The organism is Bacteroidia bacterium (assembly GCA_019695265.1).
GTDB lineage: Bacteria > Bacteroidota > Bacteroidia > JAIBAJ01 > JAIBAJ01 > JAIBAJ01.
Map to the genome: position 1 here is coordinate 1 of JAIBAJ010000029.1, position 14,265 is coordinate 14,265.

General features: G+C 38.1%; 11 protein-coding genes. 2 read left to right on the forward strand and 9 right to left on the reverse strand.

The window, feature by feature from the left end:
* Positions 1 to 407: DDE-type integrase/transposase/recombinase (locus K1X82_06280; GenBank protein ID MBX7181698.1), on the forward strand; the 407-nt coding region annotated here is incomplete at its 5' end.
* 243 nt (positions 408 to 650) lie between these two features.
* Here the strand turns inward: K1X82_06280 and cas2 are convergent.
* From cas2 to cas9, 4 genes are read right to left on the reverse strand one after another with little or no spacing between them, the layout of a single operon-like run.
* Positions 651 to 989, reverse strand: coding sequence for a CRISPR-associated endonuclease Cas2 (gene cas2, locus K1X82_06285; GenBank protein MBX7181699.1), 339 nt, complete (start codon positions 987 to 989; stop codon positions 651 to 653).
* Positions 990 to 1,000: 11 nt separating this feature from the next.
* The gene (cas1, locus tag K1X82_06290) at positions 1,001 to 1,912 is read right to left on the reverse strand and encodes a type II CRISPR-associated endonuclease Cas1 (GenBank protein ID MBX7181700.1); all 912 of its coding nucleotides are present in this window, start codon (positions 1,910 to 1,912) and stop codon (positions 1,001 to 1,003) included.
* Positions 1,913 to 1,934: 22 nt separating this feature from the next.
* Positions 1,935 to 2,414, reverse strand: coding sequence for a nucleotidyltransferase (locus tag K1X82_06295; GenBank protein ID MBX7181701.1), 480 nt, complete (start codon positions 2,412 to 2,414; stop codon positions 1,935 to 1,937).
* Positions 2,404 to 7,329 carry a type II CRISPR RNA-guided endonuclease Cas9 gene (gene cas9 / locus K1X82_06300; protein MBX7181702.1) on the reverse strand — a complete coding sequence of 1,642 codons (4,926 nt, stop codon included), beginning with the start codon at positions 7,327 to 7,329 and terminating at the stop codon, positions 2,404 to 2,406. The genes K1X82_06295 and cas9 overlap by 11 nt, the downstream gene beginning before the upstream one ends.
* Before the next feature lie 479 nt (positions 7,330 to 7,808).
* On the opposite strand from cas9, the gene K1X82_06305 reads away from it, so the two are divergent.
* A complete protein-coding gene (locus K1X82_06305) occupies positions 7,809 to 8,162 on the forward strand; it encodes a hypothetical protein (protein MBX7181703.1) in 354 nt (117 codons plus the stop codon).
* A 464-nt stretch (positions 8,163 to 8,626) separates the two neighbouring features.
* Here K1X82_06305 and K1X82_06310 read toward each other — a convergent pair whose 3' ends face one another.
* The 5 genes from K1X82_06310 to K1X82_06330 form a co-directional block, all read right to left on the reverse strand.
* On the reverse strand, positions 8,627 to 9,193 hold the full coding sequence (locus tag K1X82_06310; GenBank protein ID MBX7181704.1) for an HAD-IIIA family hydrolase: 567 nt from the start codon (positions 9,191 to 9,193) through the stop codon (positions 8,627 to 8,629).
* A 9-nt stretch (positions 9,194 to 9,202) separates the two neighbouring features.
* Entirely contained in the window at positions 9,203 to 9,775 is a 573-nt protein-coding gene (locus K1X82_06315) for a D-sedoheptulose 7-phosphate isomerase (GenBank protein ID MBX7181705.1), read from the reverse strand.
* Entirely contained in the window at positions 9,772 to 10,908 is a 1,137-nt protein-coding gene (locus tag K1X82_06320) for a glycosyltransferase family 4 protein (protein ID MBX7181706.1), read from the reverse strand. Before K1X82_06320 ends, K1X82_06315 begins: the two co-directional genes overlap by 4 nt.
* A 528-nt stretch (positions 10,909 to 11,436) precedes the next feature.
* Complete coding sequence (tnpA, locus tag K1X82_06325) at positions 11,437 to 11,895, reverse strand: IS200/IS605 family transposase (protein ID MBX7181707.1); 459 nt, start codon at positions 11,893 to 11,895, stop codon at positions 11,437 to 11,439.
* Positions 11,896 to 12,491: 596 nt separating this feature from the next.
* The gene (locus K1X82_06330) at positions 12,492 to 14,264 is read right to left on the reverse strand and encodes an ABC transporter ATP-binding protein/permease (protein ID MBX7181708.1); all 1,773 of its coding nucleotides are present in this window, start codon (positions 14,262 to 14,264) and stop codon (positions 12,492 to 12,494) included.
* Position 14,265: the final 1 nt, after the last annotated feature.

A 14,265-nucleotide genomic window follows, 5' to 3' on the forward strand; every position in this document is an offset into this window, starting at 1 on the left:
TAATCGATGTATATAGCCGCTACATTGTTGGCTGGGATATATCCAATACCATGGATGCCGACTGGGTGGTAAGAACACTTAAAATGGCAGTAGAATCACATGGCAAACCGCAAATCATCAACTCCGATCAAGGAACTCAATTTACAAGTGAAGAATATATCTCCTATGTCAAGTCACTTCAAACTGTTGCCATTTCAATGGATGGAAAAGGAAGAGCAACTGACAATGCTCATATCGAAAGGTTCTTTAGAACTATAAAGCATGACAGGCTATACCTAAATCCAAGTGCAAACGGACACGAACTTTTTAACGAATGTAACACCTTTATTAACTATTACAATGCAAAAAGAACACACTCTTCCATTGGGAAAATCCCACCAGTGGCCTTATTTAAGAGGGCTGCCTAGTTATCAACCAAAACCTAAAGTTATGAGTCTCCCCCGAACCCCCTCATTGTTAATTATTTAACCTGTTATTTTTAAATTATATATTTGTCCAATCAAACCCGACCACCTCAGTTCTTTCCCATCTTTGCAACAACAGGATTTGCTGAAAGCCTTGCTAATTCAAGGTTTTTATGGGTTTTTAGAACAAAAAAATTATGGGAAAAATTCCCCGTTTGCTAGAATGTATTCGGGGAATTTTTATTTCTACCAATCAAATTCAAGTTGCTGCGGAACCGGTTTGGGTGGACTGGCTTTTTTACCATAAAAAATCTCCATATCCCCAAATTGCTTATCCGTTATTCCCAAAATTCCAATATGTCCTAACTCCGGTAACAGTTTTTTTACTCGCTTAATATGTACATCTGCATTCTCCTTACTTGGACAATGGCGCACATAGATACTAAATTGAAACATGGTAAAACCATCACCCAGAATATCCTTCCTAAATCGAGCAGCCACTTTACGCTCTTTGGCAGTATTGGTCGGAAGATCAAAAAAGACTAATACCCACATAATACGGTAAGCATTTAAGCGATCCTGCATGAATAGATGGTTTATGGACCAATGGGATAACTAATTCTCTTTGCCTTACCTAAAAAACATTTAGCAAGGGAAGAGGTGGTTTTATTCAGGGCTATTTGCAATGGACTTGTTTCTCCGTCCATCTTTACATCTTGGGTTAAAACTTCCACCAACCTTCGTTTGTGTTCATTGGTTAATCTTTCAATTGTTGAGGTTTCCTGAAGGATATTCCAAACAACATGATCTACAAAGGGTCGATAAGGTTCCATTATATCATCGGCCAGGCAATAGCTGTTGTACCGATTTCTGTGATGAATACCAAACGTTGGTAACAAACCTGACACCACAAGTTCCCTAGCGACAGCAGCACGTAAAATGGCATATCCATAATTTAGCAAATTATTGGGGGGCTCCCCTTCCCTGCGCCGATAAAAGTTCCAGGCCGGTGCAAATAATCTAGGCCAATAATAGGCTGCTGCCTGAGCCTCATGATTGTCTGCATCGCCACTTTTTACCATAGAAGACAAACGTTCAAGGTATTTGAATTCAGCCTTGGCTATTCGCAACATTTTGGCCTGATTGGCTATTTTGGCTTTGATGGTTTGTTGCCACAATTGCTTCCTTAAAGGGATACTGGCCTCCTGTTGAGCCCTAAAACGCTCACTTTGGTTGGTATGCCCATCCAGGTTCAATAGCAATCCGGTTGGATGATGGGTTTCATTGCAGGTAATAAGGGCTGCATTGTTTTCGATAAGCTTTCCCATTAATGCATGGGTAAGTGTTATTTGCTTGTGTTCAAGGATAATAATTCCAATATCTTCTATGGCAGCTTTTCTATCTGGCAACTCCTCCTGTCCATTGATTCGGTTATAGGACACCACCATTTGCTCATTTTCTAGACTTAAATAACAAGGATTGTTAAAACGAAAAGTACGTTTAATCATTGGTTTTTCTTAGTACTTCAATCTAAATTTCTGGTGTTTCTCCTTTATTTCTTCTTTGTAATTCTTCAATATCCAACTTGTCCTTGGGCCGACCGGTATTAAATTTCATTAAGATTAGGTGATCATAGTGCACAATCGGGAGCGTTAAGTCTTGAAATGGTATTTCTTTCCTTTTCTCCCAAGCTTCATCAAAGTCGACCAAATTAACATAAGTTAAAAAGTCGATACGATGAGGTACCTTTCCAATTTGGATACTCTGCTTCTGCGTGAAATCGAGTTGATTGGCATATTCAATTAGTTCCCAGTTGTTGCTTAGTGATTTTAAAGCTGTTATAAATTTAGCTTTGTTTTCATTGGAGGGTTCCAACCAAAAATCTATATCTCCGGTGTAACGTCCATAGCCATAAAAATTAACAGCATAGCCTCCTATTAAAAGAAATGATACTTGATGCCTTAGCAATCGATTAATTACTAATGAAAACAAGGGGTCTTTAATGTCCATTTGAAGGATTTATAATTATACGGTTTAAAAGTGCCTTTTTCTCTTCTTCGGAAAGGGTTAGATTGTGAGTGGCTTTTCTTAATTCGTTTAAGTATTCAAACCTTTGTTCGGGCGACAATTCTTTGGTGAATTCTGCATCCTCCACCTCAAGCTCTTCTAAGGTTGAAAATGAAACAGGTAGGTGATATTTTGGATTAATGTCAGAAACTATTATTGATGCTTGATTTCTATAGTTGTAGTTTGGTGAATTATTCTTGAAGGACTTTATTTTGCCAAGACGGTCAACAAATAATTTTATGCAGGATTCTTTTATTCTACTTGAACCATTATTCTCAATGGTCGTTTCTAGTTTATTTAGACTACCAAGTTCTCCAAGTTTTGATTTTGAATCATAAGATAGTATTAAGGAAGCGAGACTGGAAGGCACAAAATGACACTCTTTCTCTGTACTACTGACCATTTTATAAATCCTACCGACCTGTTCAGATGAAAGATTGGTAAAATCAATATTGTTAATGTTATCCATTTCTTCCTCTTTTGGAACATAAACCAAATCATTAGGAGAAAGATAAAACAATAGCCTTTCGCCATCCGCATTTGTTTCTGGAACTTCAGATAATCCTTGCTTCAACCGCTCAATCACAACATGTAGTGGTATTGTTTCGAAGGAGCGCCCTCCTTGATTCTTTTGATAAATACCAAAGAATAAATTTGTCCCTTTGGCAGCAACAACAAATTTGTCCTTTTTATTTCCTTTTTCACCAACAGCAAATTTGTTTCCCTTTAATTCATACGTTCTGACTTTGAAAATTGGTTGATGTTTTTTCCCATTATTTAATTCAATAATATTGCTGTTCATTAATTCAATTCCATCAGGAGAAAACGCAATTTCAGGGTGTTCAATTATTTTATCCCCTTTAATTTCATCATACTTTTCTAAGTGCTTAATAAGAATTTTTTGGATACCTGTGTCAGTAATGGAGTCAATACGTTTTTTGTTAAACGATTCATTAAGGTTTTCACGAGATGCTACATTGTCTTTATCAATATAGTAAACCTCAACCTTTGATATATCTTTATCATTCCATTTAAGATTGAGTTCTTTAAAAAATTTCATAACCTTCTTTTTATCTAACCCTTCTCCTATTAATTCCTTAATTTTTGATTTAAGCGATTTGTCTGCAATTGATTCCCAATCATCCAGTGCCCCTCCAAAACTTACGGTCTTTTTTAGAAGGAGTGACACTTTGCCATATACTGTATCTTTGTGAAGTGGTTTGCGAACAGCCCAGTTTGTTCTACCAGTTTGCATTTCAAATCCTTTAGCCTTTTTACCTTCAATTTCTTTCCATTTTAGATAACGATTCTTCGTTTCATTTAAAATTCGGGTGTTTTGCTTAAATGAAATAATTGTTACGTTTAAATGGTCTTTACAATCTTTCGTTAGGCTAGGCCAAGGTTTATAAAATACCCATTGGTATTTATTGCTTGAACTATCTTCAAACTTCTTAAAACATAATAGCCGTTTTAAATCTTCCCGCTTTTTTTGCTTTAACTCTTTGGAATTCTTTCCAATTGCATTTTCATTGTTTAAATAATTTATATGGCTTCGAGTAGCTAATGCTATAATCAGGGCATCTAATGCATGGTGTCGATGATCAATCCGCTTTTTCTGAAACCCTTTTTGCAGTTCAAATGGAACATTGGGTATTTCTTTTTGATGCTTTACACTATAAGAAGTAAAGTTCTTGCTTTTTGTTAGATTGTTTAAACGTTCAAAACGAGATATAATCAATTCGTTCCACACATCATTCAAACCCCAATCTTGCCTTAGTATTGAAGTTACTCCCCCACTAGTAGATATAACATTTTTCGAAGTAGTTTCTTTCTCACCTTCTTCTCTAACAATGTTTGAAAGTAGGTTTTTTATTACTTTACTTATATATCTTGTGTCATTCATTTGTCGTTCAACCATCTTCTCTGGAATATCTTCTAGCTTAAGCTTTTTCAATTTAGCCTTATTGTTAGAAAAGTACCTAGATATATGATCGGAATATTCATTTTCTGTAAGAATGGTTACTTTTTTTCCGAAATTCAATGAAACCTGTTGTGAACCAAATTCTTTTATAAACTCCATTCCCAACATATTACCCTTAACTTTATTTACCTCTGCTTCACAGATAACCTTGTTACTTAAAGAATCATCAAAAAATCGAGACTGTGGAATAATATGTTCAATTTCATATGCTGAAGTAAATAGTTTATTCAAAGGGATTATTTCACGGGTATATGGTGAAATATAACCCTGTTCTAACCAAAGTTTATATCGAACTAACTCTGCTTGAGTTGGTTGATTACTCTTTTGTATTTTGAGAATATCTTCCGGTATTTCATTTACAGAATTAATTATACCTTCTTCATAAATCTTTAGTATCTCTTGTTGACTATTAGAATAGGGTCTTACGTTTTCAATATTTTTATCGTTCTTTAGTTCAGATAAAAGGGCCTTTATCCTAAGGTTTGTTGATTCGTTTTTTAAAATATTCTCTGTTAACCGTTTTCGTTCCGCTGCAGGAAGTTTCATCTCTCTTCCCAGTTCAATATGAATTTCATTAAAGAATTCCGGTTGACCTTTGCCATATTCTACCCATATATCTTTTACCACACGCAAGGTTTCAGAAACAATTTGCTCAACAATAGGATTTCGAAGTGAATTTTGCTTAAATCCGTCCTCTTGTTTTGGATCAAGAAAATGTGATATATCATTGGATGTTTCCCATTTTTTTATTTCACCTTCTTCAGAATGTCTGCCATAAACAACATAACAGGCAATATAAAGTGGTAAATCCTTATATGAATCTAAATCATCATTTAGCTTTTCTAACTCATCAAGCAGTTTAGAATTAATCGTTTTTTTATATTCATCATTCGCTTTGAGATTATTCTCTCTTAATTTTCCCACAATCCCATCTATATTTATCTTATAACTAGGCACCTTTTGCCAAACATCTTCACTTTTCCAGTATTTACCCGCTCGCATTAAAGGCAATAGCTTTTTAACTGCTTTTTCTGAATAGGATCCGTATGATTTTTCAAACTGAGGGAACTTTTTGAATTGTTCAACAAAATCCAACTCTAGTTTGTTTTTATTAGCAAAGGTTTTTAAGGCTTTTTCTATCTCGTATTTATCTTCAACCGAGTAAAGGATATGCCATAAAGAAATTTCCTTCTCAATTTTTAGAAAATCTTTTGGAACATTTTGGCACTTATCTAAACGCCCCATTATTAATGATCTAGTTTCATTACATGGGTATCTTTTATCTATTACATAATTCCAACGATGTTTTTTTTCACTAAGATTGAAATAATTAAGTATAGCCTTTTGCTCTATCTCTTTTCTACCATTAAGCCATTCGAATAATTTAACATACTCATTTTCTGAAGGAATTAATTTGAGAGTAATATCTAATCCGCTTTCTATTTCTAGGATTTTTAAATTCTTAATCCATTGCCAAAGCCTAAATTCCTGAAATAAAGGATGCGATTTTGCAATACATTTTAAAGGCTGCCAAACCCAATTACCCTCTTTATCTTTATGAATTCTTCTTTCATATCTACAATTGCTAATTGAAGATTTTTTAGTTTTCAAAGGCCGTTGATAAAAGAGAATATCTTCTATAAATAAATAGGCAAAGCCTTTATTTTTTATGTTTCCTTTATGAGATTCATTATTAACATAAAGTTCATTAATACAATCATTGTAAATGGATATGTTACTTAATTCGGAATGAAATGCGCTTTGAGTTTCTAATATTGCTTTCAGTTCCTGTTTGTAAAACTTCCGTTCTATTGTGCGAATTAATTTCCCTTTTACTTTTTGATTGGGATTTTTTAGGAGGGCATCATAAATATATGCACCAACGGTTTTGCCACTTTTCTCAATGGTGTATTCGGTTCGAAATTTTATTTTGCTATATAACTTCCCCTTCTTTTTGGCATCAATAATTTTCTCAATTTCTTCGAATGTAGGCAAGATTTCTACTTTAATTTTGGCTTTTGTTTCATTTTTACCTTTTGTATATTTTATAGTACCATCCGCGTTTAATTCGGTTGTAATTATAAAATCTTTAAATGTGCCTACCCAAGAATCAAAACCGTTTGTTGAGGTTCTGTTTAACTCCAAGCCATTTTCTAGAATTATTTTATACCAATAATACCCGTCCTTTTTATCCTTTTCACCTTTTATACAATTAACTACTTTTAAATTCTGCACTTCTGTTATAACATCATCTCTTTCACCTTCCTCATCTTCTCCCCTTAGTTGATAATAGCCTCTTTTCTGATTGAAATTTAGAAGTAACCACGCCAGTTCTTCCTTTTCAATTTTTTCTGAAAGTGCTTTTTTGCGTAAATAATAAAGAGTCCAGTCAAAAGGCACTTTTTTCCCTCCTGATAATAGTTCGGGCTGATTTGTTGAAAAATCAGCTATCATTTCTTGAAACGACTTTTGAAAAACAAATTCATACCTTTTGGTTTCTTCATTAAACCGATAAGCCAATTTTGGCTCAGTTCCTTCTTTAAATTGTCCCAAACGCTTGTCAAAATCAATTTGACTTGAATAATGTTCAGGTAAAAAATCCAATACATTTAACACACGATGCAATCGCTCTCGTCTAAGCAATTCTCTTTCTCTTAAGCGTCGAACACTCCTGTAATGTCTTCTTTCTGCAGTCTGGGAAATAGTATTTCCTTTTTCAAACTCACCCATAATTTCCTGTGACATAGGAATAATACGGCTGCCCATTCCTAAAATTTTTCCTTTCCAATTCTCGTGAGTAGTTTCAGACGCATTACTTTCAACCAAAGCCCAACCAATACTGTTGGTTCCTAAATCCAATCCTAAAATTTTCTTCATTTTTATTTATTTACAAAAGTTATACTATATTTGTCCCATTGAAAGCAAATCACAATAAGGATTATTCCGTTGTGAAAACATTTAAGGCGGCGTAAGTCGCCTTTTCTTTTTTATTTTGCTGCTAAAATAATTATTTCATTTTACATTTCCAAAACAGGATATAATTTTAACATTTTGCTGCTTTTTAAGCAATATTAATATAATTGGATAAAATTTTATCCAAACAAAACATATAAATTTAATCTTATATTTCAACCTCATTTACTCTTTGTTTGATAATAACAACCTTTTAATTAGCCTATTCTATATCAATTACCCCCATGCCCATCTCCTCCATCCTACTCGACCCTACTCTTAAACCCAAACAAAAAACCGAAGCCATTGCACAGCAGTTGCAAAATGGATTACTTAGCGAAGCCAATTGATTAGCCTTTTCTCTAAAGGCCAAAGACCCTGCCAAAGCCACCTGCATCGAAGCCATGGAGTTAGCCACCCAAAAACAACCTGAATTACTTTCCATAGCAGGCTTTGAATTTGTAGTAAATCAATTAACAGCCAAAGCCCCCCGAATAAAATGGGAAAGCGCTAAAGTGATAGCCAATACCGCCCAAAATTTTGTCAACCAACTCGATAAGGCTATCGTTAATTTGTTAGACAATGCCGAGCATACCGGAACCGTAGTGCGTTGGAGCGCTGCAACCGCATTGATTGCCATTGCAGCCCTTAAAACAAAACACCATAACAATTTGATTCCTGCCTTGGAAGCCCTTTGCTTAAAAGAAGAAAAAGGAAGTATACAGAAAATCTATAAAAAGGGCCTGAAGAATAGTTAGGGTAGATTGAAAAAAAACTAGCTATTGATTGTCAACCGCATAAGTGTTTTGGATTAAATGCTACACGAATAGATTGCACCTCGGGCAACGATAGAGGCAAGTAGCCCACAGGACCCCGACGGCGTTAGCCTAGGGGGACGAGGACTACAGCCGATAGCGTGACCCGAACGCCCAGGCAAGTTTTTTGGCTTTTGCAGTCCTGTTGTTGGGCGGAGGGGGCCCGCATAATTCATATATTAAAAATGATTTAACTCTTCCGGATAAAGGTATTTATAACACCTCATTTGTCTACTACAACAACACCCTCGGATTAACCCTTAAAAACTCCTGCCAGCTTATCCCATTCTGTTCAAGACCAATTACTCAGGGCATTGAGTAAAATTACTCAATACCCTGAGTAAAACAAACCGCCAAAACCATTTGCAAGGAATCTCTTCCTAAAGCCCAACCACGTTCCGCTTCTCTCACTCCTCTTTTCTCACTTTTTCAACTTTCCCAGCCATTTCCCCCAATCCTCCAAACCTCACCGCAATCCAAGGGTGTGGAAATTCCGTCTCGGGATGAGTTGTAGCCAAAAACACCCCATACATTCCTGCATGGTGGGCAAATTCCATATCACTCAAACGATTGCCTACCATGATACTTTTTTCGAAATCAATTTCCGGAAAATCGGTCTTAGCCTGCCACGCCATACCCGGATTGGGCTTGCGGTTGGGTGCAGCATCTTCGATATCAAAGGCGTAATAAACCTTATCAATGCGACCGCCCGATTCGTTTACCAAGGCTAATAAACGATCAGTAATCTCATTCAAATCCTTCAGTTTGGTAATTCCCCTTCCAACCCCTTTTTGATTGCTAACTATAACAATCCTTCCAAAAACCTTTGCAAATATGGCCAAGGCCTCCAAAGCGTCTTCATAAAGTTTATAATCCTTCCAGCCCGAAATATAGCCGTTCCGCTTTTCGTAATTGATTACCCCGTCCCGGTCCAAAAACAAGGTCCAGGTTTTATCGATTTTGCTAAAATCCAATGCTTCCACCTAAAACAGTCTTGCTTCAACCAATTCACAAAGAATATGGCCCAGTAAAATATGGCATTCTTGTATCCGGGGTGTATCGCCCGATGGAACATTCAATAAAACATTGCTCAAGGGTTTCAGTTTGCCTCCGCCTTCGCCGGTAAACCCAATGGTTTTCACACCTTTCTCCTTCGCTTTTTCAAAAGCCTTCACAATATTAGGCGAATTGCCCGAGGTGCTCAATCCAACCAATACGTCGCTTTCCTGCATAATTCCATCCACCAAATGGGCATAAATATCATCATAGCTGAAATCGTTGGCCAGGGCCGTAATGTAGGAGGTGTTACAGTGAAGCGCTTCGGCAGGTAATGCTTTACGGTTTTTATAAAATCTGCCTGTAAATTCAGCAGCCAAATGTTGAGCATCGGCCGCACTGCCTCCATTTCCGCAAAAATACACTCGCTTTCCACTTTCAAATGCAACACAAACCAGCTCTATAGCCTGTGCCAGGCGTTCCTGCAATTCAGCATCCTGAACCAGTTTCAGTTTCACATCGGCCGAAGCCTGCATCAGTTGCTTAATTTCTTCTTTCATTTGCTTGTTTGGGCTAGTTCAACTATACTATCCACCAATACTTTCCAACTATACTTTTTTTTCTCTTCACAAAGATGGGGTAAAAAATGACTTTCTCCCAATCGGTACAACTCTTCCATACGGTCGGCTATCGATTCCGGATTGGGTTCGGCAATTAAACCGGAATAACCATCCACTACCGAATCGGGCAAACCACCTACACGGGTTACCAACATAGGTTTTTCAAAATGATAGGCCAATGGGGTTACTCCGCTTTGGGTGGCATTTCGATAAGGTTGAATGACAAAATCTGCGGCACTCAGATAATATTGCACCTCGCTATCCGAAATAAATTCGGTACGTAAAATTAATTTCTCCCCAATTTCCAGCTCTTTCACCAGTTCATCGTATGGCTTACGGTCTTCATAAAACTCTCCGGCTACCAACAAATGAATATCGCTTCCTCTTTCTTTCAAAATCTTCATGCTTCTGAACAAGATATCCAAACCTTTGTATTGTCTGATAAAACCAAAAAACAACACTATCTTTTTATCTTTTGGCAACTTTAAATAGTCCCTGGCACGTCCTTTCTCTAAGGCTATTCCAAAATTATCGTACAAAGGATGAACCACTAAACGAGATGGGGCAGCGCTAAAACCCTTTAAATCCTTCCATACTTTTTCGCTCATGGTAATGAAGGCATGAACAGGTTTTACAAAATACCGGGTAAATGCCACATCGCCCGGTCTCTTCTCGTGCGGAATAACATTATCGGCAATACAAACAATTTTGGTGTGTTTGTTTCCTCTTACCAAGCGTAAAATAGTTCCTAAGCACGGACCCATAAAAGGCAACCAATAGCGCACCACTACACAATCAGGTTTAAGTTGTCTAAGCTCTTTTCCAACCGAAATCCAGTTCAAAGGATTAACTGAGTTTATCCTTACCCGGATATCTAAATCCTTAGGAGGGGCCTCGGTTGAATACTGCGATTTACCCGGAAACAAAAAACCGGGATATTGCAAAGAGAAGGTGTAAATGGTGGTATCGAAACCCTGACTTTGAAACTGCCTGGCCAATCGTTCATTAAACGAAGCTAAGCCACCACCCCTAAGTGGATAAGCCGGTCCAATAATTATCACCTTTTGTTTCATTTCCCGGACAAAGATAGTTGGGGAAAGGATTGATTCATGCCCCTAACTTTTTCCTGGCCATTGTTAGATTTTTTATTCATTTGGCGGGCCCCCTTCGCCCTACTTTATTGCCTGCGAAACCCAAATATCCTGCACCGGGCTTCGGGTCACGCTATCGGCTGTAGTCCTCGGCCCACTTGGCTAGCGCCGCGTGCTCCTGTGGGCTACTTGCCTCTATCGTTGCCCGATGGTGCAAACCCAAGCTCACCCCTTCTTACCCATCCCCCCCGACCCCAGCGGGGTCACATATCGGTACAAAATCCCAATCCTTTACCCTCTCCTCCCCCCGACCCCAGCGGGGTCACATATCAATACAAAACCCCAATCCCTTTACCCTCTCCTCCCCCCGACCCCAGCGGGGTCACATATCAATACAAAACCCTAATCCCTTTACCCTCCCCTCCCCCCCGACCCCATCGGGGTCAAATATCGATACAAAATCTAGGAAGCATTTCGGATTTTTCCTTCCTGCATTGAAATTTCATCCTTTCATTGCCATTCGAATAAATATTCCTTTTTATAAGGAACTTCAAACTTTTCTAATAAGGCCATGAATTCCGCTTGGAAAGATTTTTTGGAATGATGCTCCTTTTGATTCTCAATATAACGAATCACACGAGACTTTTCAGATTCTGCATATGAAAAAGCCCCAAACCCAATTTGCCAATAAAACTTAGAAGGGGTCAACCCATTTGTATTTATCCAAACATTGGTGGATTTCTTTATTTCCCTTACCAAATCAGAAAGATTACAATCTGGATTCATTCCAATGAATAAATGCAGATGGTCTGGCATACCATTTATTGCCAACATTTTCTGCCCCTTATTTTGAACAATTCCGGTAATGTATTTATAAAGGTCCTTTTCCCATTGCGGATTAATTAATGATTGCCGCCCTTTAACAGTTAAGACTAATTGAATGTAAATTTTTGAAAATGTATTTGCCATAAAAAAAGAATAAAAAATAATCATACAAAGAAATAGGGCGAAACATTTCAATTGGTAAGAACAAAAACCATTAATCAACAGAAAAATTTTTCGAAGGATTTAAAAATCCTTTTTGGGGCAATATTTTTAAAAATTTGTTAATCCAATCGATATGTGACCCCGATGGGGTCGTTCGGATTCGCCCATTCTTCCAATAAACCTAACGATATGTGACCCCGATGGGGTCGTTCGGATTCGCCCATTCTTCCAATAAACCTAACGATATGTGACCCCGATGGGGTCGGCTGGATCCGGTCATTCATCCAATCGATATGTGACCCCGATGGGGTCGGTCGGATCTGGCCATTCATCCTAACGATATGTGACCCCGATGGGGTCGGTCGAATCCGGCCATTCATCCAATTAACCTAACGATATGTGACCCCGATGGGGTCGGTTGGATCCGGCCATTCATCCAATCGATATGTGACCCCGATGGGGTCGGGGTGATTTAGTCATTGGGAAAGCCATGGATTGTTTCCAAATGGCGAGGGAAAATGAATCAATAAATTACAAACGGTTAGGAAGAAAGGGGTCAGGGGAAAATAGAATTCTGCTTAAATAAGCTTTAGCGATTCTTCTTTTTTAAACTGTAATTCAAACAATCTCCTGTATGCGCCATTTTCTTTTTGCATGAGTTCGGCATGGCTTCCCTGCTCCACAATTTCGCCTTTATCCATTACCAAAATACGGTCGGCAAATTGAACTGTTGCTAAACGATGGGCGATAATAATACTGGTTCTTCCTTGGGTTAACTTCTCCAATGCCGATTGAATTAGCCACTCGCTCTCCGTATCAACTGAAGAGGTTGCTTCGTCTAATATTAGTATTTTAGGATTGTAAACATAGGCTCTTACAAAGGCTATCAATTGACGCTGCCCTACCGAAAGCATATTTCCTCTTTCCTTAACATCAAACAAATATGAACCAGGTAATTTTTCTATAAAATCATGGGCACCAATAGCCTTGGCAGCCTGTTCCATGTCATGCATTGAAATATCCTGATTCAGCAATGAAATGTTATCGGCTATGCTACCCGAAAACAAAAAAACATCTTGCGGTATTGCTGCAATATTTTGTCTCAAACTGGCCAGTTCATACTCCCTTATATTATGGCCATCCACTAAAATCTGACCCTTGTTGTATTCATAATAGCGGGTTAATAAATTGATGATAGATGATTTTCCTGCACCGGTTGCACCAACAATCGCCAATTTCTCCCCTTTACCAACCGAAAAATCAACGCCTTTCAGCACCCAATCCTCAGCATTGTAAGCAAACCAAACCTCCTTAAACCGTATCTCACCATGAATATCGGAAGCGTTTTTTTCGCCATTATTTTCTATAAACTCTTCGGTATCCAGCACTTTGAAAATCCTTTCGGAACTCACCACGCCCATTTGCAAGGTATTGAATTTGTCTGCCAGGTCGCGCATAGGCCGAAACAACATATTGATGTACATAATAAAGGCAACAATGCTGCCCGGAGAAGCATTTCCTTCCAGCACATGTTTGGCGCCCCACCAAACCACCAATCCTATGCTGATTGCCGATAAAACTTCTACCACAGGTAAAAACACACTGTAGGCCCAAACACTGCGGTTATTGGCATCGCGGTGGTTGGCATTGATGAGCTTAAAAGCTTCCAATTCCTCCTTTTCCCGATTGAAAATTTGGATAATGCTCATTCCTGTTATGTGTTCCTGTAAGAATGCGTTTAAGCTGGATACCGCATTTCGAACGTCCTGAAAAGAAGATTTTATAGCGTTCTTGAACCAGCGAGTAGATAGCAGTAAAAGAGGAACCGTAGAAATGGATATCAAAGTCATTCTCCAATCTACCATCAACATGACCACTACAGCCACCACCAATCGAAGTATATCTCCAATAATTACCAGGAATCCTTCCGAAAACACATCGGCCAGGGTTTCAATATCGCTGATGACCCGGGTAACCAAGGTTCCAATGGCGGTATTATCGAAGTATTTAAGTCGGAGGTGGGCAATGTGACTAAACAGTTTGGTTCTGACATCGAGAATAACCGCCTGTCCTAAAAAGTTAGTTAGCCAGGAATAATAAAATTGCAACACCCCTTCCAGCAGAAGCAAGGCCAACATTACCACCACCATCAGTCTTAAGCCTGAAAGGTCAAACTGAGCCACATAATTATCGATGGTGTATTGAATCATCATGGGACGAATGGGCCCCAATACAGCCAAAACAATGGTTAATACAAAAGTGGTATACAATTGCGTTCGGTAAGGATTGGCATAGGAAAAAACCCTTGCCAAAATCTTCATATCGAATGCTTTACCGGTATTTTCGCTCACA

Coding starts and splice junctions, on each gene's coding strand:
- tnpA (MBX7181707.1), bottom strand. CDS start 11,895: ATGGCAAATACATTTTCAAAAATTTACATTCAATTAGTCTTAACTGTT.
- cas9 (MBX7181702.1), bottom strand. CDS start 7,329: ATGAAGAAAATTTTAGGATTGGATTTAGGAACCAACAGTATTGGTTGG.
- K1X82_06295 (MBX7181701.1), bottom strand. CDS start 2,414: ATGGACATTAAAGACCCCTTGTTTTCATTAGTAATTAATCGATTGCTA.
- K1X82_06320 (MBX7181706.1), bottom strand. CDS start 10,908: ATGAAACAAAAGGTGATAATTATTGGACCGGCTTATCCACTTAGGGGT.
- cas2 (MBX7181699.1), bottom strand. CDS start 989: ATGCAGGATCGCTTAAATGCTTACCGTATTATGTGGGTATTAGTCTTT.
- K1X82_06305 (MBX7181703.1), top strand. CDS start 7,809: ATGGAGTTAGCCACCCAAAAACAACCTGAATTACTTTCCATAGCAGGC.
- cas1 (MBX7181700.1), bottom strand. CDS start 1,912: ATGATTAAACGTACTTTTCGTTTTAACAATCCTTGTTATTTAAGTCTA.
- K1X82_06315 (MBX7181705.1), bottom strand. CDS start 9,775: ATGAAAGAAGAAATTAAGCAACTGATGCAGGCTTCGGCCGATGTGAAA.